This is a genomic window from Pseudorhodoplanes sp. (genome assembly GCF_035565855.1).
Classification (GTDB): Bacteria; Pseudomonadota; Alphaproteobacteria; order Rhizobiales; family Xanthobacteraceae; genus Pseudorhodoplanes.
The window spans coordinates 1-25,666 of the sequence record NZ_DATMRX010000269.1 but is presented as its reverse complement, the minus strand read 5'-3'; the positions used below and the strand labels follow the sequence as shown (position 1 = coordinate 25,666).

Genomic DNA, 25,666 nt, shown 5'->3' with positions numbered 1-25,666 from the left:
GAGAATAGTATGGGTCAGAAGATCAATCCGATCGGCCTTCGCCTCGGCATCAACCGGACCTGGGACTCGCGCTGGTATGCCGGCAAGAACGAGTATGGTTCGCTGCTGCACGAGGACATGAAGATCCGCGAGGAGCTGATGAAGCAGCTCAAGCAGGCGGCGGTGTCCAAGATCGTGATCGAGCGCCCGCACAAGAAGTGCCGGGTGACGATCTACTCGGCGCGTCCGGGCGTCGTGATCGGCAAGAAGGGTTCCGACATCGAGAAGCTGCGCAAGTCGGTTGCGAAGCTCACGCAGTCGGACGTGGTCATCAACATCGTCGAGATCCGCAAGCCTGAGCTCGACGCGCAGCTTGTCGCCGAATCGATCGCCCAGCAGCTCGAGCGTCGCGTGGCGTTCCGCCGCGCCATGAAGCGCGCGGTGCAGACCGCGATGCGGCTCGGCGCCGAAGGCATCCGCATCAACTGCTCCGGCCGCCTGGGCGGCGCCGAAATCGCGCGTCTCGAATGGTATCGCGAGGGGCGGGTGCCTCTGCACACGCTGCGCGCCGATGTCGATTACGGCGTGGCGACGGCCTTCACCACCTACGGCACCTGCGGGGTCAAGGTCTGGATCTTCAAGGGCGAGATCCTCGAGCACGATTCGATGGCGCAGGACAAAAGGATGAACGAGGCCGAGGCCGGCCGTCCGCGGCGCGAACTGACCGCGGGATAACGGGTAAACGTCATGCTGCAACCGAAGCGCACCAAATATCGCAAGGCCTTCAAGGGCCGCATTCACGGCGTTGCATCGTCCGGCAACGCGCTCGACTTCGGCCAGTACGGGTTGAAGGCGATGGAGCCGGAACGCGTGACCGCGCGCCAGATCGAGGCCGCGCGTCGCGCCCTGACGCGCCACATGAAGCGCGCCGGCCGCGTCTGGATCCGCATCTTCCCGGATGTGCCGGTGTCCAAGAAGCCGATCGAAGTGCGTATGGGCAAGGGCAAGGGTACGCCTGAACTCTGGGTGGCGCGCGTCAAGCCGGGCCGCGTCATTCTCGAGATCGACGGTGTGCCGATGGATATCGCGAAAGAAGCGCTGACGCTGGCGGCGTCGAAGCTTCCGATCAAGACGCGCTTCATCCAGCGCATTGTGGAGTGAAGGCGATGAAGGCCGCAGACATCAAGGTGATGACCGTCGACCAGATCGACGACGAGGTGCTGAAGCTGAAGAAGGAGCAGTTCAATCTCCGCTTCCAGCGTGCCACCGGTCAGCTCGAGAACACCGCACGCGTCCGCCAGGTGCGCCGCGATATCGCGCGCCTGAAGACCATCGCGCGCCAGAAGAAAGCCAAGTAAGGGGCCCGTTATGCCGAAGCGTCAATTGCATGGCCTCGTGGTCAGCGACAAGCAGGACAAGACCGTCGTTGTCGCCGTCGAACGTCGTTTCACGCACCCGGTTCTGAAGAAGACGGTGCGGCGGACCACCAAGTTCCACGCCCATGACGAGACCAACGAATATGCGGTCGGCGACATGGTCTGGATCGAGGAACACAAGCCGATCTCGCGACTGAAGCGCTGGACTGTGATTCAGGGCGAGAAGAAGAAAAGGGTGCTGTAGGCGCGCTTTTGCGCCGACGGCTGATCAAGGATTGGGTGCCCCATGATTCAGATGCAGACTAACCTGGACGTCGCCGATAATTCCGGCGCGCGCCGCGTGATGTGCATCAAGGTGCTGGGCGGATCGAAGCGGAAATACGCCACGATCGGCGACGTCATCGTCGTGTCGGTGAAGGAGGCGATCCCGCGCGGCCGCGTCAAGAAGGGCGATGTCATGAAGGCCGTCGTCGTTCGCATTTCGAAGGACATCAAGCGCTCCGATGGTTCGGTGATCCGCTTCGACCGCAATGCCGCGGTGCTGATCAACAATCAGCAGGAGCCGGTCGGCACGCGTATCTTCGGACCGGTGCCGCGCGAACTGCGCGCCAAGAACCACATGAAGATTATCTCGCTCGCGCCGGAGGTTCTGTAATGGCTGCGAAAATCCGCAAGGGCGACAAGGTCGTTGTACTGACCGGCCGCGACAAGGGACGCACCGGCGAAGTGATCGCCGTGCATCCGTCGGAAAACCGCGCGCTGGTTCGCGGCGTGAACATGGTCAAGCGCCATCAGCGCCAGACCGCGCAGCAGGAGGGGGGCATCATCTCGAAAGAGGCGCCGATCCAGCTGTCCAATATCGCAATCGCCGATCCGAAGGACGGCAAGCCGACCCGCGTCGGCTTCAAGATCATGAATGACGGCCGCAAGATTCGCGTCGCCCGGCGTTCGGGAGTTGAGATCGATGGCTGACACAGAGACGCCGAAGGCCGGTAAGGCCGCCACGAAGGGTGCGCCGGCTGGGGGATATGTTCCCCGGCTTAAGGCTCAATTCGAGAAGGACATCCGCGCCAAGCTCACCAAGGATTTCGGTTACACGAATCCGATGCAGGTGCCGGTCATCACCAAGGTCGTGCTCAACATGGGCATCGGCGAGGGCGTGAACGACCGCAAGAAGGTTGAGAATGCCGCGAACGATCTGACCCTGATTGCCGGTCAGAAGGCGGTCATCACCAAGTCGCGCAAGTCGATCGCGACCTTCAAGCTGCGCGACGGACAGTCGATCGGCGCCAAGGTCACTCTGCGCAAGGCGCGCATGTACGACTTCATTGACCGGCTGGTGAATATCGCGCTGCCGCGCGTGCGCGACTTTCGCGGGCTCAATCCGAAGAGCTTCGACGGCATGGGCAATTATTCGCTCGGTCTGAAGGAGCACATCGTGTTCCCAGAGATCGACTACGACAAGACCCAGGAAAGCTGGGGCATGGACATCACGATTTGCACGACGGCGCGCACCGACGAAGAAGCGCGCGCGCTGCTCGCTGCGTTCAACTTCCCCTTCCGGCAGTGAGGGCCGCGGGCCCTCAGACGCGGATAGTCAGGAGACTTTGATGGCGAAGAAGAGTTCTGTCGAAAAGAACAAGCGGCGACGCAAGATGGCCAAGACCTTCAGCGGCCGTCGCGCGCGGCTGAAGGCGATCGTCAACGACAAGACGAGGCCGCTGGAAGACCGTTTCGAAGCCTCGCTGAAGCTCGCCGAGCTGCCGCGCAATTCGGCGCCGTCGCGCATTCGCAATCGGTGCGAAATCACCGGCCGTCCGCGCGCGTATTATCGCAAGCACAAGCTGTCGCGTATCGCGCTGCGCGAACTCGGCAACAAGGGCCTGATTCCGGGCCTCGTGAAGTCGAGCTGGTGAGGAGGGGCGCATGAACGATCCGATCGGCGATCTCATCACCCGCATCCGCAACGCGCAGGAGCGCCACAAGCAGAAGGTGTCGTCTCCGGGTTCGAAGCTGCGCGAGCGCGTGCTCGAAGTGCTCAAGTCGGAGGGCTATATCCGCGGCTATTCGACCGTCGAGCACAAGGACGGCCGCAACGAGCTGGAAATCGAGCTGAAATATTTCGACGGCTCGCCGGTGATCCGCGAGATCTCTCGCGTCTCCAAGCCTGGCCGCCGCGTCTATGTGGCGGTGAAGAACCTGCCGCGGGTCAATAACGGCCTCGGCATTTCGATCCTTTCGACCCCGAAGGGCGTGATGGCGGACCACTCCGCCCGCGACGCCAATGTCGGCGGCGAACTGCTTTGCACGGTGTTCTGATGTCGCGCGTCGGCAAGAAACCAGTCTCCGTTCCGTCCGGCGTCACCGCCAATGTGTCGGGCCAGACCATCAACGTGAAGGGGCCGAAGGGCGCCCTGTCGCTTGTCGTCGATGAACGCGTCGTCGTCGCGATGGACAAGGGCGAGATCAAGGTGGACCCGAAGGACGAGTCCAAGGAGGCGCGCGCGCTGTGGGGCACCACGCGGGCGAACCTGAACAACATCATGACCGGCGTCACCAAGGGTTTCGAGCGTCGTCTCGAAATCACCGGCGTCGGTTATCGCGCTGCGGTCCAGGGCAAGAACCTGCAGCTCGCGCTCGGCTACAGCCATGACGTGCTGTATCCGATCCCCGAGGGCATCGCGGTCGCAACGCCGAAGCCGACCGAAATCGTAGTGTCCGGCATCGACAAGAAGAAGGTCGGTCAGGTCGCTTCGGAGATCCGCGCCTATCGTCCGCCGGAACCCTACAAGGGCAAGGGCGTGCGGTATGCCGACGAATTCATCTTCCGCAAGGAAGGCAAGAAGAAGTAACGACGATGGCACACAAGACCCCGACAGAGCGCCGCAAGGCGCGTGTTCGCCGCGCTCTCAAGAAGGCGGCGAACGGCCGGATGCGGCTTTCGGTTCACCGCTCGTCGAAGCACATCTACGCGCAGGTGATCGACGACAAGAATGGCGTGACGCTGGTTTCGGCGTCGACGCTCGAAAAGGCGCAGCGCGAGTCCGGCAAGACCGGCGCCGACGTCGAGGCGGCGAAGGTCATCGGCAAGCTGGTCGCCGAACGCGCGACGCAGAAGGGTATCAAGAACGTGATCTTCGACCGCGGCAGCTACATTTATCACGGACGCATCAAGGCGCTCGCTGATGCCGCACGCGAAGCCGGTCTGAGCTTCTAAAGGAACGACAAATGGCACGTGAACCCAGACGCGAACGCGAGCGCAGTGAGCGAGAAGAGTCGGAATTCATCGACAAGCTCGTCCACATCAATCGCGTCGCGAAGGTGGTGAAGGGCGGCCGGCGGTTCGGCTTTGCCGCGCTCGTGGTGGTCGGCGATCAGAAGGGCCGGGTCGGGTTTGGCCATGGCAAGGCGCGCGAAGTGCCGGAGGCGATCCGCAAGGCAACCGATGCGGCGAAGCGCTCGCTGATCCGTGTTCCGCTGCGCGAGGGCCGTACGCTGCATCACGACGTCGCGGGCCGTCACGGCGCCGGCAAGGTGCAGCTCCGCGCTGCTCCTGCGGGTACCGGCATCATCGCCGGCGGTCCGATGCGTGCGGTGTTCGAATCGCTCGGCATGCAGGACGTCGTGGCGAAGTCGCTCGGCTCGTCCAACCCGTACAACATGGTGCGCGCGACCTTCGACGCACTGAAGAACCAGGACTCGCCGCGTTCGGTCGCGGCGCGCCGCTCGATGAAGGTCTCGACTCTCCAGGCTCGCCGCCGGGAAGAGGGTGTCGAGGCAACGGCCGAGTAAACGGCTCAAGCGATCCGGAAGGCATGCGTCATGGCAGCGAATAAGACAATCAAGATCGAGCAGACCGGCAGCCCGATCCGCCGCGACGGTACTCAGCGCGCGACCCTGATCGGGCTCGGGCTGAACAAGATCGGCCGCGTGAAGGAATTGCCGGACAATCCGTCGACCCGCGGCATGATCGCGAAGGTGGCGCATCTCGTCCGCGTCGTGGAAGGAAAGTAATCGATGAAGCTCAATCAGCTGGCCGGCCGGCCCGGCTCATCCAAGGCGCGCACCCGCATCGGCCGCGGTATCGGCTCGGGCAAGGGCAAGACAGGCGGACGCGGCGGCAAGGGCCAGACCGCGCGAACCGGCGTGCGCATCAAGGGCTTCGAGGGCGGCCAGATGCCGCTCCACAGGCGCTTGCCGAAGCGCGGTTTCCGCAACACCGCGTTCCAGCTCGACCTCAACGAGATCAATCTTGGCCGCGTGCAGGCGGCGATCGATTCCGGCGCGCTCGATGCGGGCAAGCCGGTCGACGTCGATACGCTGGTCAATGCCGGGATCCTCAGCCGCGCCCGCGGTGGCGTGAAGCTGCTCGGCGGTGGCGAAATCAAGGCAAAGGTCGAGTTCACGGTGTGGCGTGCCTCCAAGTCGGCGGTCGCCGCCGTCGAGAAGGCGGGCGGCTCGGTGAAGATTCTCGCCCCGGCCAAGGAGGCTCCGAAGGAGCCGCGTGGCAAGAACGCGCGCTTCGCGGCCGGTCTCGACAAGCCAAAGGTCGTCGAAGCGGCTGCCGCTCCCGCCAAGAAGAAGGCGGACGGCGACGCCAAGGCGGAAAAGTCTGCCAAGCCCGCGGGCAAAAAACCCGCGTGATGCCTACATGACGCTGGGGTCGTCATAAGGGCTAGCGCGGGTCAGGAGCGAGCATGGTTTCAGCAGCGGAACAACTTGCGGCCAACATCAACTTCTCCGCGCTTGGCAAAGCCGAGGAGCTGAAAAAGCGAATCTGGTTCACGCTCGGCGCGCTGCTGGTCTATCGGCTGGGGACTTACATTCCGCTTCCGGGCATCGACCCGACCGCCTGGGAACAGATTTTCCGCACCCAGGCCGGCGGCATTCTCGGAATGTTCAATATGTTCGCCGGCGGCGGCATCCAGCGCATGGCGATCTTTGCGCTGAACATCATGCCGTACATCTCGGCGTCGATCATCATCCAGCTGATGACGACCGTGTCGCCGACGCTCGAGGCCCTCAAGAAGGAGGGCGAGTCCGGCCGCAAGACCATCAATCAATACACCCGCTACCTCACGGTGCTCCTGGCCGCCGTTCAGGCCTACGGCATTGCCATCGGCCTGGAAGGCGCGGGCAACGTCATCAGCGATCCGGGCTGGTTCTTCCGCATCTCCACGGTCATCACCCTGACCGGCGGCACCATGTTCCTGATGTGGCTCGGCGAGCAGATCACCTCGCGGGGCATCGGCAACGGCATTTCGCTGATCATCATGGCCGGCATCGTCGCGGAGCTGCCGTCGGCCATCGCCGGGACCCTCGAACTCGGCCGCCAGGGCGCGTTGTCGACTGGCCTGATCCTCGTCGTCATCGTGATGGCAGTCGTCGTCACGGCCTTCATCGTCTTCATGGAGCGTGCGCAGCGCCGCCTGCTGATCCAGTATCCGAAGCGCCAGGTCGGCAACCGCATGTTCGAGGGGCAGACCTCGCATCTGCCGCTCAAGCTCAACACCTCGGGCGTGATCCCGCCGATTTTCGCATCCTCGCTGCTGCTGCTGCCGACCACGATCGCGAACTTCAACGCGGGGCAGGGGCCGAGCTGGCTCACCACCATCACGACGCAGCTCAGTCACGGCCGCCCGCTGTTCCTGATCCTGTATATCTCGCTGATCGTGTTCTTCGCGTTCTTCTATACCGCGATCGTGTTCAACCCGACCGAGACCGCGGACAACCTGAAGAAGCATGGCGGCTTCATACCGGGCATCCGGCCCGGCGAGCGGACCGCGGAATATATCGACTATGTGCTCACGCGCATCACAGTGATCGGCGCGATCTACCTGTCGATCGTCTGTATCATTCCGGAAATCCTGATCTCCTACGCAGCGGTGCCGTTCTATTTCGGCGGCACGTCCTTGCTGATCGTGGTGAGCGTCACAATGGACACGGTCGCGCAGGTGCAGGGCCATCTGCTGGCCCATCAATATGAAGGCTTGATCAAGAAATCCAAGTTGCGGGGGCGACGAAGATGAGGCTCATCCTGCTCGGACCGCCGGGAGCGGGAAAGGGCACTCAGGCGCAACGGCTCGTGGAGAAGCATGGCATCGTTCAGCTCTCCACCGGAGACATGTTGCGCGCGGCGGTGAAGGCGGAAACGCCGATCGGGCTGCGAGCCAAGGACATCATGGCGCGCGGCGAGCTGGTGCCCGATGAGGTCGTGGTCGGCATCATCGAAGAGCGCATCGCCCAGCCGGACGCAAAGAAGGGGTTCATCCTCGACGGCTTCCCGCGCACGGTCGCCCAGGCCGAGGCGCTCGAGAAGCTGCTGGCCAAGAAAGGCCTGAAGCTCGACGCGGTCATCGAGCTCGAGGTCGATGACGACATTCTCCTGCAGCGAATCGAGAAGCGGGTGGCCGAGATGCAGGCGCGCGGCGAAGCCGTGCGGGCCGACGACAACGCCGAATCGCTGAAGAAGCGGCTCGACGCCTATCACGCCCAGACCGCGCCGCTGTCGCACTATTACCGCCGCAAGGGACTGCATAAGGCGACCGACGGCATGGCCTCCATCGACGAGGTCACGGAGGCGATCGACAAGCTCTTGAGCGCGTCCCGGGCGAGCCGCAAGAAGGCCCCGGTCCGCAAGCGCGCGAGTCGCACGGCCCCGGGCCGGCGTCCGGCGGGCCGCAAGCCGCCGAAGCGGGGTACCGGCGCCGCCGGAACGCCGAAGCGTGCCGCAAAATCTGCGGCCCGGAGCGCCAAGGTGAGCGCGGCCAAGTTGAGCGCGGCCAAGGGAAGTGCCGTCAAGGGGACCAAGGGCCGTAAAACCGCGGCGAAGGCCTCCAAGGCGTCCAAGACCGGAACCCGGACCGGCGGCAAGGCGGCCGCCAAATCCGGGTCCCGGACCGCGAAAGCGGCCAAGCCGGCGGGGTCCCGCCACAAGGCCGTGAAAGGCAGGAATTCGACCCGGAATCGGGCTACAAAAGCCCGTTCCGGACGAGGCCGGAGGTTGACGAAACGCCGGTGAATCCGTACATACCGCGCCATTCAGTGGGAGAACGTATGCACGATGCCGGGCCCCGAAAGAGGCGGGGGCAAGGTGTCGTGGTAACCCTTTGCGGTTCCCTCCGAAAGACACGGACAGAGCAGGAAGGCTGATCGACGGCCAAAAAGGCCGCCGACACATGGAGCGAGATCGTGGCCCGTATTGCAGGCGTCAATATTCCAACCAACAAGCGCGTCGTCGTCGCGCTTCAATACATCCATGGAATCGGCCCTCATGCGGCTGACCAGATCATGCAGCAGCTTCACATCCCCTATGAGCGGCGTGTGTCGCAGCTGACCGATGCGGAAGTCCTGCAGATCCGCGAAATGATCGACCGTGACTTCACGGTCGAGGGCGATCTGCGCCGCGAGACGGCGATCAACATCAAGCGCCTCATGGATCTCGGCTGCTATCGCGGCCTGCGTCACCGTAAGGGCCTGCCGGTACGCGGTCAGCGCACGCACACGAACGCTCGCACCCGCAAGGGTCCGGCGAAGGCGATTGCGGGCAAGAAGAAGTAATTGCAGTTCGGTCGCCGCAGGTCGCGAAGGCTTCTCGCGATACCGGGCGCTGGAAAGGAACGAGAATGGCAAAAGAAGTTACGCGCGTCCGCCGTCGCGAGCGCAAGAACATCGTGTCGGGCGTCGCGCATGTGAACGCCAGCTTCAACAATACCATGATCACCATTACCGACGCCCAAGGCAACACCATTGCCTGGTCGACCGCCGGGACCATGGGGTTCAAGGGCTCGCGGAAATCGACGCCCTATGCCGCGCAGGTTGCGAGCGAAGACGCCGCCAAGAAGGCGCAGGAACACGGCATGCGCACGCTCGAGGTCGAAGTGTCGGGGCCGGGTTCGGGCCGTGAAAGCGCTCTGCGCGCGCTGCAATCGGCGGGCTTCACCATCACGTCGATTCGCGATGTGACGCCAATTCCGCATAACGGCTGCCGGCCGAGGAAGCGGCGTCGGGTATGACGGATCTTATGACCCGGCGGCCGGGCGCAGAGCCCGCCGCCGCCGACTTGTCTCACGGGCAGGCGTGGGACGCGCAGGGCAAGGTCGTGCCGAGCAAGGCGATGGGTGCAAACGTGACAATCCAGAAGAATTGGCAGGAACTGATCAGGCCGAACAAGCTGCAGGTGACGGCAGGTGCCGACCCGCGTCGCGAGGCGACGCTGGTGGCCGAGCCGCTCGAGCGTGGCTTCGGGTTGACGCTGGGCAACGCGCTGCGGCGCATCTTGTTGTCGTCACTGCAGGGCGCGGCCGTGCAATCGGTCCATATCGACGGCGTGCTGCATGAATTCTCGTCGATCCCGGGCGTCCGCGAAGACGTCACGGATATCGTCCTGAACATCAAGGACATCGCCATCAAGATGCAGGGCGAAGGCCCGAAGCGCATGGTGGTGAAGAAGTCGGGTCCGGGCGTCGTGACCGCCGGCGACATCTCCACGGTCGGCGACATCGTCATCCTCAATCCGGATCTCGTGCTCTGCACCCTCGACGAGGGCGCGGAAATCCGCATGGAATTCACCGTCAACACCGGCAAAGGCTATGTCCCCTCTGAGCGCAATCGCCCCGAGGATGCGCCGATCGGTCTGATCCCGGTCGACAGCCTTTATTCGCCGGTCAAGAAGGTGTCGTACAAGGTCGAGAACACCCGCGAGGGGCAGATCCTCGACTATGACAAGCTGACGCTCGCCATCGAGACCAACGGCGCCGTATCGCCGGAGGACGCGCTCGCCTATGCCGCGCGCATCCTTCAGGATCAGCTCAATGTGTTCGTCAATTTCGAGGAGCCGCGCAAGGAAGTGGTCGCCGAGGCGATCCCGGACCTTGCCTTCAACCCGGCCTTCCTCAAGAAGGTGGACGAGCTCGAGCTGTCGGTGCGTTCGGCGAACTGCCTGAAGAACGACAACATCGTCTATATCGGCGATCTTGTTCAGAAGACCGAAGCCGAGATGCTGCGCACGCCGAATTTCGGCCGCAAGTCGCTCAACGAGATCAAGGAAGTGCTGGCGCAGATGGGCCTGCATCTCGGCATGGAAGTGCCGGGCTGGCCGCCGGAGAATATCGACGATCTCGCCAAGCGCTTCGAAGACCATTATTGAGGTTTGAGTTGACCGTCGTGGCCGGGCTTGGAGTCCGGCCATGACTTTTTCGGGCGAACGCAGGAAGCCCACCTGAGAGAGACCGTCCGGCGGATGTCGCGACGCGGAGAAGAGAAGGAAACACGTTCATGCGTCACGGTAACGCGCATCGCAAACTGAACCGCACCGCCGAGCACCGCAAGGCGATGTTCGCCAACATGTGCGCGGCTTTGATCAAGCACGAGCAGATCATCACCACGCTGCCGAAGGCGAAGGATCTGCGTCCGATCGTCGAGAAGCTGGTGACGCTCGGCAAGCGCGGCGATCTGCATGCGCGCCGTCAGGCGGTGTCGCAGCTCCGTGACGTCGCGATGGCCAAGAAGCTCTTCGATGTGCTTGGCCCCCGCTACAAGGACCGCAACGGCGGCTATACCCGCATCATCAAGGCCGGCTTCCGCTACGGCGATTCGGCGCCGATCGCCGTGATCGAGTTCGTCGACCGCGATGTCGATGCCAAGGGCGTCGATTCCGGGCCGGTTCAGGCGAAGGCCGCCGAAGAGAACGCGGCATAACGATCGGTTCGCCTGAATCGCGAGTTTGAAAGGGCAGCGTCTCGAGCGCTGCCCTTTTCATTTGCCGGGCGATCACGGCATTCTGCCGTATTCGGCGCTGACGTAGGCATTGACGTCGCAGCTTGAGCTTGCGAAGGCCGTGGTCATGTCTGATCCGGGCGATACCTACACGGAAGTCACCAAGCGGTCCTGGTGGGACAAGCTGGCCGCCTCGCTGCTCGGTCTCGTTCTCGGTCCGATCGTGGTGCTCGGCGCCTGCGTCGCCTTGTTCTGGAACGAGGGACGGGCGGTGCAGACGGCGCGCTCTCTCGCCGAAGGCGAAAGCATCGTCGTCGATGTCCCTTCGTCGTCTGTCAGCCTCGCCAATGACGGGCTGCTTGTCTACGTGACCGGCGAGCTGAAGGCCGTGCGCCCGCTGACCGACCCCGACTTCGGTGTCTCCGCAACCGGCTTGCGGCTGTTGCGCGACGTCTGGATGTACCAGTGGCGGGAGGACAGCCGGAGCGAGACCCGCAAGACCGCGGGCGGCGGCGAAGAGACGGTGACGACCTACACCTATCACAAGGAGTGGTCGAGCCGGCCGATCGATTCGTCCCGTTTCAAACAGTCGGGGCTGCACGAAAATCCGCCGATGACGATCACCAGCCGGGATTTCGTTGCCGAGGACGGCACGCTCGGCGCCTTTCAGCTCGGTACCGCGGCGATCCGCCGGTTCAACGCCGACACCCCATTCGAGGCGGAGCCGTCGCTCGCGGAGCCGATCCGGGAAAAGATGAGCCGCCCGGTCAGCATCGTGAAGGGCCAGATCTATCTGTCCGAAGAACCCGGCTCGCCCCGCATCGGCGATTATCGGATCAGCTATCGCATCGTTCCGCTGGGGACGGGGAGTGTGGTCGCGCGTCAGAGCGACAACATGCTGACCGGATACCAGACGCGGGCCGGCGACGTGATCCTGCTCGCGCACACGGGCGACGTTTCCGCCGCTGACCTGTTCAAGGCGGCGCGCGATGCGAACACGTCACTCACCTGGATCCTGCGCGGCGTCTTCACGATGATCGTCTTCATCGGCCTCGTGTTCTCGACGCGGATCCTGGTCGCGCTGGCCGACGTGATCCCCTTCATCGGAAATCTGGTGCAGGCGACGACATTCGCCGCGGCGCTGGCGCTGACCGCCATCATCGCGCCGCTCACCATCGCGGTGGCATGGTTGTTCTACCGGCCGATGATCTCGCTCGGTGTGCTGGCGGGGGGCGCCGCGCTGGCGCTGGCGGTGTCGAGATTGCTGGCAGCGCGCCAGGAGCCGGAGGAAGTGTTGCAGCCTGGGCAATTCCGCAGGGCGCGCCCGCCCCGTCGATAGCACCGCTCAAGGCAGCGCCGTCTTCTCGCCATCCCGAGAATCATTCTAGCTTCCCTCATCGGGGGGAATGTGCATGCATCGCCTGTTGGGATCGGCCGTCTTCTATCTTGCGACGGTGGCGGCAGCTCTGGCGCAATCGCCGGTGCAACGCGGCGAATATCTCGTCAATTCGATCCTCAATTGCGGCAATTGCCATACGCCGCGCGGTCCTGAAGGGGCGAGCAAGCCCTTTGCCGGCGGCAACCTGTTCGAGACGCCGGCCTTCAAGGTCTATACATCGAACCTGACGCCGGACAAGGAAACCGGAATCGGAAACTGGACCGCGGAGCAGATCAAGGCCGCGATCATGAAAGGCGTACGCCCGGATGGCACCGTGCTCGCGGTCATGCCAACAGCGTATTACACGGTGCTGACGCCGCGGGATGCCGACGCCATTGTCGCCTATCTTCGCTCGTTGAAGCCGATCAAGAACAAAATCCCGACGCCCGAATACAAGGTCGCGCTCAAGCCGGAACTGACGCCGCCACCTATGGGCAAGATCAGCCGGAAGGCGCGGCGCGGCTATTACCTTGCGACCATCGGGCATTGCATGGAATGCCATTCGCCGCGCGAAAAGGGCGTCTCATTGGTGTCGAGCCAGATGGGTGTCGGCAAGCACGAGTTCACCGGCCCCTGGGGTGTCTCGGTCTCGCGCAACATCACCTCGGACAAGGAGAAGGGACTCGGCAACTGGACCGATGCCGAGATCAAGCGGGCGATTACACAAGGGGTGAGCCGCAACGGCGACAAGCTGAAGCCGCCGATGGGCTATTCGGCTTACGCCAAAATGACCGACAAGGACCTGAGCGATCTGATCGCCTATCTGCGCACGGTGCCGGCGAAGCAGTAAGCACTCATTTCTTCTTCCGCTGCGAGCTGCGCAGCGCATTGTAGAGATCGGCCGGCGCGAAATCGTCCGTCAGCAGCACGCCCTTCGCGGTGTCCACCTGATCGAGCGGCTTTGCCACGAGGGCAGGCAGGGGAAAGCGGAACCTGTATTTGTCCTGCAATTCCGCCGCGCGCTTGACCACCCAGTCGCGCTCGCGCGGCTGGAGCGTAGCGATCGCTATCACTTCCCCTTCGCCGGTCGGATAAAGGTGAACCGACGGAAAGACCTCGCGCAGCGTGACGACGGTCGAGACGAAGAGCTTGGTGCCGTCGTGGACATTCATGGCCATCGCCCCGTCCGGCGTGAGGTTGCGCTTCACGAGCTGGAAGAATTCCCGGGTCAGGAGGTGGAAGGGGATATAGCCGCCGTGAAAGGCGTCGCAGAGGATGAGGTCGAAGGGCTGCTTGTTGCGGTTCAGAAAGACGCGGCCGTCGGCGTCGAGATAGCGGACCCGATTGCTTTCGCGGATGCCGAAATAAGTCCTGGCCGCGGCAATGACGCCGGGGTCGATCTCCACGGTGTCGATCGTCACATCGGGGATATGGCGGCCGAGATAGGTCGGGATGGTCCCGCCGCCGAGTCCGATCATCAGGATGCGCTTGAGCTCCTGCGGATAGACCACCGCCATGGTCATCTGCCGCGTGTAGGCGAGCGGCAGATCGTCGGGATCTTTCAGATTGATGGTCGATTGCGTGAAATCCCAGCCCTTGAGCTGGAAAGACATGCTGAGCTCGGCCTTGTCCTTGAAGACGAAGATATCGTTGTAGGTGGTCTCGACATGGTCGAGCTGGCCGTCCTTGCGGGTCAGCAGTTTCTCGCGGGCCGCCATGTCGATCAGCTCTTCGCCTGACGCCGGTCACGGTGCCATGGCGAGGGAACCGGAGGCGAGGCCGCCCGCGATCAGCGCCACCGGGATCGCGCGCAGAAGCCGCTGCGCCGCCATCAGCACCGCGCCGGACACAATGCCCGCGAGACCCGCCGTGATGGTGATGGCGCGCGAGCCCATCATCGGGATCAGGAAGAAAGTGGTGCCCAGCGTGCCGATGATGCTGCCGAAGGTGTTGATGCCATAGACCGCGCCGGACACCCGGCCGGAATGCTTCGGATCGCGCAGCAGCAGCCGGATGCCGAAGGGCGAATACATGCCGAGAAACGTCACCGGGAAGAACAGGATCGCGATGGACGCGACAAGGCTCCCCGCGCGCACATCGTCGATCCCGGCCAGAAGCGATTCCAGCATCCGCTCGGCGAAGAGCGGGACGAGCAGGATATAGACCGATCCGATTATCACGGTGAGCCCGAGCACGCGCAGGGAGGGCGCCCGGTCGGCCAGCCAGCCGCCGAGGAAATAGCCGATGCACAATGCCGCAAGGACGGTCGAGATCAGGGACGCCCAGGTATAGATGCCGCTGCCGAAATAGGGGTTGAGGTAGCGCGATCCGAGCATTTCGAAGCTCATCACGATGGTGCCGACCACGAACGCGGCCCCATAGACAATGAGCGTGACGGCCGCCGCCCCCTTGTCCGACTGATCCGTCACACCTGTCTCCCGCTGGCTTGCCGTGGGCCGATTTTTGGGCCCCAACACGGCACAAGATCTTCCCCTGCCACGACAATCGCCGCTGGCCGATGAATGGCATGTGTACGGCGCTGCCCTTCATTTGACGCGAGCTTCGGCCTATATCTGGCCGCAGATTCTCAGGGATTTTGCGCATGACTGAACGCCGATTCTTGCGCCTCGCCATCGGCACCCTCGCACTGGCTGCGATCGGGCTTGGGGTTGCGCCGGGCCACGCCCAGGACAGGGCGGTTCCGCGCTCTGGCGCCGAGCTGAAATTGTCCTTTGCCCCAGTGGTGAAGCGCGCCGCGCCTGCGGTTGTGAACGTCTATGCTGCGCGCGCGGTCGAAGTCCGAAATCCGCTGTTCGACGATCCGCTGTTCCGCCGCTTCTTCGGGGCTCCGGGGAATATTCCGCGCGAGCAGATGCAGCGCTCGCTGGGTTCCGGCGTCATCGTCGATCCATCCGGGCTCATCATCACGAATAACCACGTGGTCGAGGGCGCGACCGAGGTGAAGGTCTCGCTCGCCGACAAGCGGGAATTCGAGGCGGAGATCGTCCTGAAGGATTCGCGCACCGATCTCGCGGTGCTCAAGATTAATGCGCCGGGGCGCGAGCGGTTTGCCGCGATCGAATTCGGCAATTCCGACGACCTGCAGGTCGGCGATCTCGTGCTGGCGATTGGCAATCCGTTCGGCGTCGGCCAGACCGTGACCCACGGCATCGTCTCTGCGGTTGCGCGAACGCAGGTCGGCATCACCGACTATCAGTTCTTCATTCAGACCGACGCTGCGATCAATCCCGGCAATTCCGGCGGCGCGCTGGTCGATCTCGCCGGACGCCTCGTCGGCATCAACACGGCGATCTTCTCGCGGTCCGGCGGATCGCAGGGCATCGGCTTCGCCATCCCCGTCGATATGGTGCGTGTCGTGGTCGCATCGGCACGCGGCGGCGGCAGCGCGGTGAAGCGGCCATGGCTTGGTGCAAAATTGCAGAATGTGACGGCCGAGATTGCGGAAAGCCTCGGGCTGAAGCGCAATGCCGGTGCGCTGGTCGCGAGCGTGAGTGCCAATTCGCCGGCAGCGCGTGCGGGGATCAAGACCGGCGACGTGATCGTGTCGATTGAAGATCAGATCGTCGAGGATCAGAACGGCTTCGATTACCGGTTCGGTACGCGCTCGCTCGGCGGTCAGGCGCGCATCGGGATTATCCGCAGCGGGCGCGAGACAACCGTTGTCGTTGAATTGCAAAGCGCACCGGACGGTCCTCGTGAGGAATTGATCATCCGCTCCCGCTCGCCGTTGTCCGGAGCGAAGGTCGGCAATCTGTCGCCGGCATTGGCGGAAGAATTGCGGCTCGATCCGGCAGCCGAAGGCGTGGTGGTGCTGGAGCTCACGAAAGGTTCGATCGCTCAGCGTCTCGGCTTCCAGCGTGGCGATGTGGTGATCGCAATCAACGATCGCCGGGTTGCGACCAGCAAGGAGCTGGAACGCCTCACGCGCGATCCGAGCCGGCTCTGGGAGATCACGATCCTGCGTGGCGGCCGGCAGGTCGTCGCGCAATTCCCGGGATAATCGCTTCATGGCACCCCGCGTCAGGCAGGGCGGACCCAACCTGTTCACCGCGGCGGGGCTCGACAAGGCGACGCCGCGGCCGCTCGCCGACAAGCTGCGGCCGCAACAGCTCGGCGACGTCGTCGGGCAGGATCACCTGCTCGGGCCGGACGGCATCCTGACCCGCATGCTGGCGACGCGGTCGCTTGGCTCGCTGATCTTCTGGGGACCGCCCGGCACCGGCAAGACCACGGTGGCGCGGCTTCTCGCCGAGGAAACCGATCTGCATTTCGAGCAGATTTCCGCGATCTTCACCGGCGTCGCCGACCTGAAGAAAGTCTTCGAACAGGCCCGCGCGCGGCGCGAATCCGGGCAGGGCACGCTGCTGTTCGTCGACGAGATTCACAGGTTCAATCGCGCGCAGCAGGACTCGTTTCTGCCGGTGATGGAGGACGGCACCATCGTCCTTGTCGGCGCTACCACCGAAAACCCGTCCTTCGAACTCAACGCGCCGCTCCTGTCGCGCGCGCGCGTCCTGGTATTCCGCTCGCTCGATGCCGAGGCGGTCGGCAAGCTTCTCACGCGCGCCGAAGCGATCGAAGGCAAGCCGCTGCCGCTCGACGACAATGCGCGGGCTTCGCTGATCCGCATGGCCGATGGTGATGGCCGCGCCTCGCTCACGCTTGCCGAAGAAGTCTGGCGCGCGGCGCGACCCGGCGAGATTTTCGACGAGGCTGCGCTGCAGGAGATCGTGCAGCGGCGTGCGCCGATCTACGACAAGAGCCAGGACGGGCATTACAATCTCATCTCCGCGCTGCATAAATCGGTGCGCGGCTCCGACCCGGATGCGGCGCTGTATTATCTGGCGCGCATGTTCGACGCCGGCGAGGACCCGCTCTACATCGCGCGCCGCGTGGTGCGGATGGCGGTGGAGGATATCGGCCTTGCCGATCCGCAGGCGCTCGTCATCTGCAATGCCGCAAAGGACGCCTACGATTTTCTCGGCAGCCCGGAAGGCGAATTGGCCATCGCCCAGGCGGTGATCTATGTCGCAACTGCGCCCAAATCGAACGCGGCGTATCGCGCCTATGGGGCCGCGATGCGCACCGCCAAGGAGCACGGCTCGCTGCTTCCGCCGAAGCACATCCTGAATGCGCCCACACGTCTGATGAAGGACGAAGGCTACGGCCGCGGTTACGCCTATGATCACGACACCGCCGACGCGTTCTCCGGCCAGAATTATTTCCCGGATGCGCTGCCGCGCCAGACCTTCTACGATCCCCCCGAACGCGGCTTCGAGCGCGAGATCAAAAAGCGGCTGGATTACTGGGCGAAGCTGCGAAAGGATAAGGCCGGGGGGTGAGATGTCGTGCGGTTATTCTGCGCAGCAGCTCTTGGCGGTCTGATCTTTTGGCTCGGTAGCGGCTCCGCGCTCGCCACCGATCCGCTCTTCATCGGCCGCTGGTCCCTCGATCCGGCGGGCTGCCGCGGCGCGGGCTCGACCGCGCAGACGACGCCTTTGGTCGTCGGCGAGCGCTCCGTCGAATGGTATCGATCCTCCTGCGCGGTCAAGAAGTCCTACCGGATCGGCGACGGCCTCTATCTCCAGGCCGAATGCTTCAGCGGCGGCAAGGCCCGCGTCATGCCGATCGGCCTGCAGCTTCATGGCAGCAAGCTCCGTGTCACCTGGAACCAGACCTTGGCCGGCGAGATGCAGCGCTGCCGGTGACGGCCCCCATCAGGCCACGAATTTTGAGGCGAATGTGAGCTGGCTCACAGAGGCTCGCTGTGCCTCCGGTTATGAGGGATTTCGCCCGGTTTCGCGTGTTCTCCGGGCAGGACGCCGGTGGCGTCTCTCTCGACTTGGCCCGGCTTGCGGAGAAGCCGGGCCTTTTTGTGTGCGGGATTGGTGCGTAGTTGAGCGAGGCGCGCGAAGCGCTATTTCAGCGAGCGCACGAAATCCAGAACCGGTCCGGTTAGCGCCGTATCGTCGGTGCCGATCGCATAGCCGAGCGACAGATGGCTGTGCTGCGGCAGCACCAGCGTCCTCGGCTTGCCGCCGGGTGCATCCGCCATGGCCGCGGCGAGTGTCTCGAATTGCGGGATGAAGGGCTGCGGATCGAGCTCGGCATAAACGAGCAGGGACGGCACCGGCAGCTTTCTCAGTCCCGCAATCGGAGAGCGCTCGGGATAGAGCGAAGCATCGGTCCCGAAATAGGAGCGGTAGCCGTCATTCACCGGAAAACTCGCAACGTCGTAGATGCCCGAGGTCAGAACGAGCCCGGCAATGCCAAGCCCCTTCGGGCCGTGAAAGCGCGGCATGGCGGCATAGGTGCCGGCATGCGTCGCACCGGCCGAATGCCCGAACAGCACGATGCGCGAGGGATCGCCGCCGTAAGGCGCGATGTTGTCGATCACCCAGCGGAGCGCCGCTCCGACGTCTTCGGGGCCTGCCGGCCAGGGATGCTGGGGCGCGAGCCGGTAGGTGATGTTGACGCCGACCAATCCGTTGCGCGCCGCCCAAAGCGGGACATTGTCGTAGAAGGGCGAGCCTGCGGTGGTCTTGTTGCCGCCGGTGAAGCCCCCGCCATGCACGAAGACGAGGACCGGCATCGGCGCGGTCGCATTCTCCGCAACAAGCACGTCGAGACGATGACGGTCGGCCGGCCCGTAGGCGATGTCCCGCGTCGCCTTGATCCCCGCATAGGGCTCGGTGTCGTGCAAGGGCGCGTAGATCGCGGCGGTCTTTTGGGGATCGATGACGCGGCCGATCGCTGCAATTTTTTCGGCAATTTCAGGACGCATGGAGTGAACCCGGAATGATCCGCGATTGCACTGCGAAAGCGCAGGGTGCGGATGTGAGGAGGCGGGACTCCCATGCCACAAACCCTGCCGCAATGCGATAGCGGGGCCTTGCATTGAACGCACGTGGCCTGGCCCGCGACCAAAATGCACGATTGTCAGAAGTCGACAAAAGGACGTTCACGATACTGGGACGGCCAGACGGGTGACCTTCCCGGTATATTTGCTAGGATTTGGCAGAGCCCACATCCTGGCCGGGAGAGAGACGTTGGGCATGCGGTCGCGCCTCGCCGGGTTGGGTTATGCAGCCGCGATTACGGCGTCGCTGGCGGGCTTTGCCCTGATCTTCGACGGCCCCGCAGCCGCGCAGACCCAGCGCGCCAATGCGGCTCAGCCGGAACGGCCGTTGATCTTCGTGCCGGGCCTCCTTGGCTCGCGGCTGTGCCGGCCCGATGCGAAGGATCCGAAAAAGCTCGAAGTCGTCTGGGGCACCGTCGGGGCGTTGCGGCAATTCCCGACGATCCGGCTGTCGCACGAGTCCGGCGCCGTCGATCCGATCAAGCCATGCGGCATCCTGCGGGAGATCGTGTTTCTCGGCCTGTATACGCAGGACGTCTATACGCCGATCATCCGCCATCTCGAGAAGACCGGCTATCGCGAGAACCGCGATCTCTTCATCTTCGCCTATGACTGGCGCCGCTCCGTTTTTGATAATGCCAAGGCGCTCGAAGCCTTCGTGCGAGAGAAGGTGCCGGACGGCAAGGTCGATGTGCTCGCGCATTCGATGGGTGCGCTTGTGGCGCGCGCCTATGTCGTGGAAGGCGAGGGTGGCGATCGCGTCGCCCGGTTGTTCAGCGCCGGTGCGCCGTTTCAGGGCTCGGTGAAAGTCTTCCAGACGGTGGAACGAGGCTGGGGCCCGCTCAATCTCGCGATGGGCGGGCTCGACGGATTTCGCCGCACGATGCTGTCCTTTCCGTCCATCTTTGAACTGATGCCGCGCTACCGCCAGTGCTGCGACGATGGGGGCGGTCCGGCTTTCGATCCGGCCAGCGCGGAAACCTGGAAGAAGCTGCACTGGGATGGGGTCGACGTTGCCACCATGCCGGACCTGCAGAAGACCTTCGTGCGCATCCGCCGGCTCGAGGACCTGGTTTCGACCGCGATGCCGAAGGGCGTCGAGGATGTCCTCCTGGTCGGCCTCGATCAGCGCACGCCCGAACGCGCCGGCTTCGAGAGCGATGGCGGGCCCGCGATGCTGAGGGTGCAGCACACATGGTCTGGCGACGGAACGGTCATCCGGCAAAGCGCGGTGATCGAACGCGCGCCGTTGCATCCGACGAGTTTCGCCGATCATCAGCGTATCCTGCACGATCCGCAGATTCAGACCTTCCTGCGCGTCGCGCTGACGGAAGGCGTCGCGCGTGCGCTCGCTACGGTGCCGGTGCGCGAACGCGGCAAGATGCTGTCGATCGACGGTATCATGACCGAACTGGTCGGGGTCCGCGTCGAGCCCGATGAGCCGATCTATCGCACCGGCGATATCTGCAAGGTGCATGTCCACCTGCGGCTCGGCGACCGGACGAGGATCGATGCGTCCTCGATCAAGCTGATGCGGCGTATGCCGGACGGGCGGGAGGTCACGATCGCGCTGAGGCCGGACCCGGCGGCGTCCGATCCCTCGAACCCGTTCGAGCAATCCTTTGTCGGTACCTTCGAGGCTGGCGTGAAGCCGGGCATCGGACAGCTCCGCGCGGTGGTTCAGCTTGAAGGCGCACAGCCCCGCGTCGTCGAGGAACCGGTGCCGGTGATCGCGCGGTGACTGTCGCGCCGATGCGGCCGAATGTGTTAAGGCGCGCCCATGGCATCGCGCACAGGTTCATCACGCCCAGGTTCATCGTCCCGGCAACAGCGGAGGCCCGGTCGCGGCCGCGTTGGCAAGCCCGAGCAGCCGCGCCGGCCCGGCGGGCAAGAGCGTCCCGATAAGCCGGGCGGGCAAGGGCGTCCCGAAATGTCGGGCCGACAAGAGCGTCCCGGAAAGCCTTTCCCTTCGTCCAAATCCAAGGCCCATGAAGGACGCGGCGTCGGCGACGCCCGGCCGAATTCGCGAAAGTTCGGCGTCAAGCCCAGCGCGAAGTCCAGCGCCGCGCCGATAGCTCGCCCGCGGTCAGGTCCGGACAAAACCCAGGCGCGCGACTCACCGCAGCCCGAGGCCGCCACCTCGTTCAATACGACCGTGCAGAACGTGACCGTCACGCCGGATGAAAACGCGATGCGCGTCGATCGCTTCCTCGAGGCGCGTTTCCCCGGCCTGTCATTCAGTCATATCCAACGGGTTATTCGCAAAGGACAGCTCCGCGTTGACGGCAAGCGCGTCGAGCCCAAGGACCGGCTGGAGGCCGGTCAATCGGTGCGCATTCCACCGTTGCGGCTGGAGCCGAGGGAGCCGCGTCCGGCCAGCGGCAAGGATGCCGAAAACCGCGATTTCCTGAAGTCCATCACGCTCTACGAGGACGACGACGTGATGGTGCTGAACAAGCCGATGGGGCTCGCGGTGCAGGGCGGCTCTGGAACCACCCGACACATCGACGGAATGCTCGGCGCGATCCCCACAAAGGACGGCCAGCGGCCGCGACTGGTGCATCGGCTCGACAAGGACACCGCCGGGTGCCTGTTGATCGCGAAGTCCCGCTTCGCCGCCGCGGCGCTTGCGAAGACCTTCCGTTCGCGCTCCGCCCGCAAGATCTACTGGGCGCTGGTGCCGGGCGTGCCCAAGCCGCGGCAAGGCCGGATCTCGACCTACCTGGCGAAAGAGGAACGGCAGGACGATTCCGTCATGCGGGTCGCCAAGCACGGCGAGGAGGGCGCGAGCCACGCCGTCACCTATTACGCGGTGGTGGAAACCGCCGCGCATCGCCTTGCCTGGCTCTCGCTCAAGCCGGTGACCGGGCGCACGCATCAGCTCCGTGTACAGCTCGCGCATATCGGGCATCCGATCGTCGGCGATCCGAAATATTTCGACATCCAGAACTGGCAATTGCCGGGCGGCATGCAGAACCGCCTGCATCTTCTCGCCCGGCGGATCGCCGTGCCGCATCCGCGGGGCGGCACGATCGACGTCACCGCGCCGCTGCCGGCGCATATGCAGCAGAGCTGGAGCCTGATCGGTCTCGATGCCAGCCGCTACGATCCGATCGAGGACGCACCGGAAGGTTGATCGGGCGGGGGCCTGAACCCGTCACGATGCGTTCCTATATGTGACAGGTTCGGGGCGTCTCTCAGCCGCCTCGCAGGGCGGATGAGGCAGATGCCAATCTACTTGAACATTGCCGCTTTAGTGCTGTTATTACTTGGCTTTTCCCGACTTGAAGTCCGGGCCCAGGGCAGTGAGGGATTTCCGTTTTCGATCATCAATGACGGATCGGGAAAGCGCACCGCGCCGCGGGCCCGCAAGGCGCAGCCTCCGGCGCAAGCCCGTCCGGCCCCACGCGAAGCGGCGAAAGTCCCCCGTCGCACCCGGCGCGGCTCGTCGACCGCCTCGACCATCCCGACCTACCGGTCGCCGCTGACGCCGCTCGGCACCGTCCGGCCGTTGCCGACCGCCCCCAGCATGGCGAACCCGGCTTCCCCCGCTGCACCGGTCCCCGGCGTCGCCGGCACCGGCGGGCTTCCCGCCATCGCGCCGGCGCGTCCGGCCGGACAGACTTTCCAGGATCGCGCGCAGAGCTGCATCATGTCCGGCACCGCGCAGGGTGTCGGCGCCGGCCAGATCGGAAGCTTCACGCAGAGCTGCGTCAATCGCTGAGTGTAACCCTGCCGCTGTCAGCTGGCCGCTGTCTCGGCACTCGCGTGGTCGAGCGCCGCAAGATCCTCGCCCGTGAGCTTGATCTCCGGCGCTTTCAGAATTTCGCCAAGTTGCGCAAGATTGGTGGCGCTGACGATCGGCGCGGTAACGCTCGGCCGCGCGAGAAGCCAGGCGAGCGCGATCTGCGCCGGCGTCGCCTCGTGCCGCTGAGCCACGGCATCGAGCGCGTCGAGAATGCGCAGCCCCCGGGCATCGAGATATTTCGACACCCTGCCGCCGCGTGCGGCGCTTTTCGACAGGTCGTCCTCTGACCGGTATTTGCCGGACAGGAAACCGCTGGCGAGGGCGTAATAGCAGATGACGCCAAGTTCCTCCTCGACGCACAGCCTCTCGTAGTCGCGTTCGAAGCCTTCGCGCTCATAAAGATTGTAGTGCGGCTGCAGGCATTCGTAGCGCGGGATGCCGAGCCTGCGGCTTGCCGCGAGCGACTCCCGCAGCCGCTCCGGGCTCATGTTCGATGTGCCGAGCACGCGAACCTTGCCGTCTCCGACAAGCTTCGCATAGGCCTGCAAAGTCTCTTCGACCGGCGTGTCGAGGTCGTCGAAATGGGTCTGATACAGGTCGATGTAATCGGTCTGCAGCCGGCGCAGCGAATCTTCCGCCGCGCGCAGCACATAATCTCCCTTGAGGATTTTGCCGGCGCCCATGTCGGTGCCGACCTTGGTAAAGATCAGCACGTCGTCGCGCCGTCCGCGCGCCTTGAGCCAGCGCCCGATAATGGTTTCGGATTCGCCGCCCTTGTGGCCGGGCACCCAGCGCGAATAGCCGTCGGCGGTATCGATGGCGTTGAAGCCTGCCGCGACGAAGGCGTCGAGCAGGGCGAAGGATGTCTTTTCGTCGGCGCTCCAGCCGAACACGTTGCCCCCGAACACGATCGGGGCGATGGACAGGCTCGAGCGGCCGAGCTTGCGGCGTGTCATGCGTTCTCCTCGCGGGTGTGAATCCACCATGCGGCGAGATGCGCGGCCGCGCAAGGGTCACGCGCCGCACGCCGGACATGCGCCGCGGCGCGGCTCTCAGGGATTGTTCAGCGCAGGCTGGCGTTGATCGCGTTGAGCGCGCCCGAACCGGGACACAGCTCCTTTTCGCTCAGGGCATTGAGCGGCCTTGCCGTGGTCTTCAGCGAGGTGTGCAGGTCCTGCGGGTCGTCCGCAATGTAAAGCACGCCGGTGACGATCTGCCCCTTGGCCGCATGGCGCTGCAGGAACGCCATCGCCGCGGTGCGATCGTGGATATCGTAATCGGCGCCGAGCTTGCGCAGCGCCAGCGTCGAGCCGTCATGCTGCTCGACGAGCTGCACGGTGCCTTCCGCATAATCCACGGTGATCGGCGCGCGGCCGGCAAGGACATCGAGCCGGTTGACCGCCTCGTTGTGCTCGCGGACGTAATCGAAGCTCTTGGTCGAGCCGGCATGGTTGTTGAAGGCAACGCACGGCGAGATCACGTCGAGGAAGGCCGCGCCCTTGTGTTCGATCGCGGCCTTGATGATCGGCACGAGCTGCCTTTTGTCGCCGGAGAAGGAGCGGGCGACGAAGGTCGCGCCGAGCTGCAGCGCCATTGCCGCAAGGTCGATCGAGTTGTCGGTATTGATGACGCCGCGCTTGGATTTCGAGCCGCGGTCCGCGGTCGCCGAGAACTGACCCTTGGTCAGTCCGTACACGCCGTTATTCTCGACGATATAGACCATGTTGACGCCGCGCCGCATGACATGCGCGAACTGGCCGAACCCGATCGAGGCGGAATCGCCGTCGCCCGAGACGCCGAGATAGATCAGGTCGCGGTTGGCGAGGTTGGCGCCGGTCAGCACCGACGGCATGCGGCCATGCACGGAGTTGAAGCCGTGCGAATTGCCGAGGAAATAGGTCGGCGTCTTCGACGAACAGCCGATGCCGGAAATCTTGGCGACCTTGTGCGGCTCGATCGAGAGCTCGAAACAGGCTTCGATGATCGCAGCGGTGATCGAGTCATGCCCGCAGCCGGCGCAGAGCGTCGAGATCGTGCCCTCGTAATCGCGGTGGGTATAGCCGAGCTCGTTCTTCGGCAGGGCCGGGTGGTGGAATTTCGGTTTGGCGATGTAGGTCATGAGGTCTTCCTTTCCCTCTCCCCTTGGGGGAGAGGGTGGCGAGCAGCGAAGCTGCGAGCCGGGTGAGGGGGCTCCTGCCTTTGTTGAACGGTCCCCCTTACCCGACCACGCTGCGCGTGGTCGATCTCTCCCGCAAGGGGAGAGGTGAAACGGAGCAAGCGGTGAGGTGCGAACGTCATGACGCCACCCGCATCGGCTTGACCTTCATCCGGTCGAGGTGATCCCCGATCGCGCCGGCAATGAACCGCGCGGTGATCGGCGTGCCGTCGAAATGCAGGATCGGAACCAGCCGCACCGGATCGACGCCGCATTCGTTGACGATCAGCGAGCGAAGCTGCGCATCGCGATTCTGCTCGACGACATAGACGAAGTCGTGGTCGGCGACGAATGAGTTGACGCTGGAATGGAAGGGAAAGCCGCGCACCCGCATGCGGTCAAGCTGATGTCCGCGCTTTTCCAGGATGCCGAT

32 protein-coding genes and 2 pseudogenes are annotated in these 25,666 nt (G+C 64.3%); 28 read left to right on the top strand and 6 right to left on the bottom strand.

What is annotated here, in order from left to right; genetic code table 11:
* Positions 1-9: 9 nt before the first annotated feature.
* From rpsC to VN004_RS15265, 22 genes and pseudogenes are all read left to right on the top strand, one after another.
* On the top strand, positions 10-714 hold the full coding sequence (gene rpsC, locus VN004_RS15370; protein ID WP_325611714.1) for a 30S ribosomal protein S3: 705 nt from the start codon (positions 10-12) through the stop codon (positions 712-714).
* Between the two features lie 12 nt (positions 715-726).
* Positions 727-1,140, top strand: coding sequence for a 50S ribosomal protein L16 (gene rplP / locus VN004_RS15365; RefSeq protein ID WP_325611710.1), 414 nt, complete (start codon positions 727-729; stop codon positions 1,138-1,140).
* Positions 1,137-1,337 carry a 50S ribosomal protein L29 gene (gene rpmC, locus VN004_RS15360; protein ID WP_325611708.1) on the top strand — a complete coding sequence of 67 codons (201 nt, stop codon included), beginning with the start codon at positions 1,137-1,139 and terminating at the stop codon, positions 1,335-1,337. Before rplP ends, rpmC begins: the two co-directional genes overlap by 4 nt.
* 10 nt (positions 1,338-1,347) lie before the next feature.
* Complete coding sequence (gene rpsQ / locus VN004_RS15355) at positions 1,348-1,599, top strand: 30S ribosomal protein S17 (RefSeq protein ID WP_325611706.1); 252 nt, start codon at positions 1,348-1,350, stop codon at positions 1,597-1,599.
* A gap of 42 nt (positions 1,600-1,641) precedes the next feature.
* Positions 1,642-2,010 (top strand): 50S ribosomal protein L14, encoded by a 369-nt coding sequence (gene rplN / locus VN004_RS15350; protein ID WP_325611702.1) that lies wholly within the window; start codon positions 1,642-1,644, stop codon positions 2,008-2,010.
* Positions 2,010-2,327: a 50S ribosomal protein L24 gene (gene rplX / locus VN004_RS15345; RefSeq protein ID WP_325611700.1), complete on the top strand. Its 318-nt coding sequence runs from the start codon at positions 2,010-2,012 to the stop codon at positions 2,325-2,327. Before rplN ends, rplX begins: the two co-directional genes overlap by 1 nt.
* Positions 2,320-2,925, top strand: a complete 606-nt coding sequence (gene rplE, locus VN004_RS15340; RefSeq protein ID WP_325611698.1) for a 50S ribosomal protein L5 — start codon at positions 2,320-2,322, stop codon at positions 2,923-2,925. Before rplX ends, rplE begins: the two co-directional genes overlap by 8 nt.
* 40 nt (positions 2,926-2,965) lie before the next feature.
* Entirely contained in the window at positions 2,966-3,271 is a 306-nt protein-coding gene (rpsN, locus tag VN004_RS15335) for a 30S ribosomal protein S14 (RefSeq protein ID WP_325611696.1), read from the top strand.
* A gap of 10 nt (positions 3,272-3,281) precedes the next feature.
* Positions 3,282-3,674, top strand: a complete 393-nt coding sequence (gene rpsH, locus VN004_RS15330; RefSeq protein ID WP_325611694.1) for a 30S ribosomal protein S8 — start codon at positions 3,282-3,284, stop codon at positions 3,672-3,674.
* Positions 3,674-4,207 (top strand): 50S ribosomal protein L6, encoded by a 534-nt coding sequence (gene rplF, locus VN004_RS15325; protein WP_325611692.1) that lies wholly within the window; start codon positions 3,674-3,676, stop codon positions 4,205-4,207. The genes rpsH and rplF overlap by 1 nt, the downstream gene beginning before the upstream one ends.
* A 5-nt stretch (positions 4,208-4,212) precedes the next feature.
* A complete protein-coding gene (gene rplR / locus VN004_RS15320; RefSeq protein ID WP_325611690.1) occupies positions 4,213-4,572 on the top strand; it encodes a 50S ribosomal protein L18 in 360 nt (119 codons plus the stop codon).
* A gap of 11 nt (positions 4,573-4,583) precedes the next feature.
* Positions 4,584-5,147, top strand: coding sequence for a 30S ribosomal protein S5 (rpsE, locus tag VN004_RS15315; protein WP_325611687.1), 564 nt, complete (start codon positions 4,584-4,586; stop codon positions 5,145-5,147).
* A 30-nt stretch (positions 5,148-5,177) separates the two neighbouring features.
* On the top strand, positions 5,178-5,369 hold the full coding sequence (gene rpmD / locus VN004_RS15310) for a 50S ribosomal protein L30 (RefSeq protein ID WP_325611685.1): 192 nt from the start codon (positions 5,178-5,180) through the stop codon (positions 5,367-5,369).
* A 3-nt stretch (positions 5,370-5,372) separates the two neighbouring features.
* Positions 5,373-5,843: pseudogene (gene rplO, locus VN004_RS15305) on the top strand (50S ribosomal protein L15); the annotation flags it as partial.
* Between the two features lie 209 nt (positions 5,844-6,052).
* Positions 6,053-7,384 (top strand): preprotein translocase subunit SecY, encoded by a 1,332-nt coding sequence (gene secY / locus VN004_RS15300; protein WP_325611683.1) that lies wholly within the window; start codon positions 6,053-6,055, stop codon positions 7,382-7,384.
* A complete protein-coding gene (locus VN004_RS15295; RefSeq protein WP_325611681.1) occupies positions 7,381-8,376 on the top strand; it encodes an adenylate kinase in 996 nt (331 codons plus the stop codon). The genes secY and VN004_RS15295 overlap by 4 nt, the downstream gene beginning before the upstream one ends.
* Positions 8,377-8,546: 170 nt before the next feature.
* A complete protein-coding gene (gene rpsM, locus VN004_RS15290; protein ID WP_325611679.1) occupies positions 8,547-8,915 on the top strand; it encodes a 30S ribosomal protein S13 in 369 nt (122 codons plus the stop codon).
* A 65-nt stretch (positions 8,916-8,980) separates the two neighbouring features.
* Entirely contained in the window at positions 8,981-9,370 is a 390-nt protein-coding gene (rpsK, locus tag VN004_RS15285; protein ID WP_325611677.1) for a 30S ribosomal protein S11, read from the top strand.
* A gap of 101 nt (positions 9,371-9,471) precedes the next feature.
* Positions 9,472-10,503 (top strand): DNA-directed RNA polymerase subunit alpha, encoded by a 1,032-nt coding sequence (locus VN004_RS15280; RefSeq protein WP_325611712.1) that lies wholly within the window; start codon positions 9,472-9,474, stop codon positions 10,501-10,503.
* Between the two features lie 128 nt (positions 10,504-10,631).
* Entirely contained in the window at positions 10,632-11,054 is a 423-nt protein-coding gene (gene rplQ, locus VN004_RS15275) for a 50S ribosomal protein L17 (protein ID WP_325611675.1), read from the top strand.
* 145 nt (positions 11,055-11,199) lie between these two features.
* Positions 11,200-12,411 (top strand): TMEM43 family protein, encoded by a 1,212-nt coding sequence (locus VN004_RS15270; protein WP_325611672.1) that lies wholly within the window; start codon positions 11,200-11,202, stop codon positions 12,409-12,411.
* A 73-nt stretch (positions 12,412-12,484) separates the two neighbouring features.
* On the top strand, positions 12,485-13,300 hold the full coding sequence (locus tag VN004_RS15265; RefSeq protein WP_325611670.1) for a c-type cytochrome: 816 nt from the start codon (positions 12,485-12,487) through the stop codon (positions 13,298-13,300).
* Between the two features lie 4 nt (positions 13,301-13,304).
* Here VN004_RS15265 and VN004_RS15260 read toward each other — a convergent pair whose 3' ends face one another.
* Together VN004_RS15260 and VN004_RS15255 are read right to left on the bottom strand one after the other, a co-directional pair.
* Entirely contained in the window at positions 13,305-14,168 is an 864-nt protein-coding gene (locus VN004_RS15260; protein WP_325611668.1) for a fused MFS/spermidine synthase, read from the bottom strand.
* A 27-nt stretch (positions 14,169-14,195) separates the two neighbouring features.
* Positions 14,196-14,879 carry a fused MFS/spermidine synthase gene (locus VN004_RS15255; protein ID WP_325611666.1) on the bottom strand — a complete coding sequence of 228 codons (684 nt, stop codon included), beginning with the start codon at positions 14,877-14,879 and terminating at the stop codon, positions 14,196-14,198.
* Positions 14,880-15,052: 173 nt separating this feature from the next.
* On the opposite strand from VN004_RS15255, the gene VN004_RS15250 reads away from it, so the two are divergent.
* From VN004_RS15250 to VN004_RS15240, 3 genes are read left to right on the top strand one after another with little or no spacing between them, the layout of a single operon-like run.
* Complete coding sequence (locus VN004_RS15250; RefSeq protein WP_325611664.1) at positions 15,053-16,471, top strand: DegQ family serine endoprotease; 1,419 nt, start codon at positions 15,053-15,055, stop codon at positions 16,469-16,471.
* A gap of 7 nt (positions 16,472-16,478) precedes the next feature.
* Positions 16,479-17,813, top strand: coding sequence for a replication-associated recombination protein A (locus VN004_RS15245; RefSeq protein WP_325611662.1), 1,335 nt, complete (start codon positions 16,479-16,481; stop codon positions 17,811-17,813).
* 6 nt (positions 17,814-17,819) lie between these two features.
* Positions 17,820-18,179: a hypothetical protein gene (locus tag VN004_RS15240; RefSeq protein ID WP_325611658.1), complete on the top strand. Its 360-nt coding sequence runs from the start codon at positions 17,820-17,822 to the stop codon at positions 18,177-18,179.
* A gap of 209 nt (positions 18,180-18,388) precedes the next feature.
* On the opposite strand, the gene VN004_RS15235 is transcribed toward VN004_RS15240, so the two are convergent.
* Complete coding sequence (locus VN004_RS15235; protein WP_325611656.1) at positions 18,389-19,255, bottom strand: alpha/beta hydrolase; 867 nt, start codon at positions 19,253-19,255, stop codon at positions 18,389-18,391.
* A 271-nt stretch (positions 19,256-19,526) separates the two neighbouring features.
* Here VN004_RS15235 and VN004_RS15230 point away from each other — a divergent pair, with 271 nt between their 5' ends.
* The 3 genes from VN004_RS15230 (at position 19,527) to VN004_RS15220 (ending at position 23,054) form a co-directional block, all read left to right on the top strand.
* The gene (locus VN004_RS15230; RefSeq protein WP_325611654.1) at positions 19,527-21,071 is read left to right on the top strand and encodes a lipase/acyltransferase domain-containing protein; all 1,545 of its coding nucleotides are present in this window, start codon (positions 19,527-19,529) and stop codon (positions 21,069-21,071) included.
* 189 nt (positions 21,072-21,260) lie between these two features.
* Positions 21,261-22,466 (top strand): RluA family pseudouridine synthase, encoded by a 1,206-nt coding sequence (locus tag VN004_RS15225; RefSeq protein ID WP_325611651.1) that lies wholly within the window; start codon positions 21,261-21,263, stop codon positions 22,464-22,466.
* Between the two features lie 90 nt (positions 22,467-22,556).
* Complete coding sequence (locus VN004_RS15220) at positions 22,557-23,054, top strand: hypothetical protein (RefSeq protein WP_325611649.1); 498 nt, start codon at positions 22,557-22,559, stop codon at positions 23,052-23,054.
* 17 nt (positions 23,055-23,071) lie between these two features.
* Here the strand turns inward: VN004_RS15220 and VN004_RS15215 are convergent, their stop codons facing one another.
* The 3 genes and pseudogenes from VN004_RS15215 to VN004_RS15205 all read right to left on the bottom strand — a co-directional run.
* Positions 23,072-24,034: an aldo/keto reductase gene (locus tag VN004_RS15215; RefSeq protein ID WP_325611647.1), complete on the bottom strand. Its 963-nt coding sequence runs from the start codon at positions 24,032-24,034 to the stop codon at positions 23,072-23,074.
* Positions 24,035-24,141: 107 nt separating this feature from the next.
* On the bottom strand, positions 24,142-25,197 hold the full coding sequence (locus VN004_RS15210; protein WP_325611646.1) for a 2-oxoacid:ferredoxin oxidoreductase subunit beta: 1,056 nt from the start codon (positions 25,195-25,197) through the stop codon (positions 24,142-24,144).
* Positions 25,198-25,372: 175 nt separating this feature from the next.
* A pseudogene (locus VN004_RS15205) lies at positions 25,373-25,666 on the bottom strand (2-oxoacid:acceptor oxidoreductase subunit alpha); the annotation flags it as partial.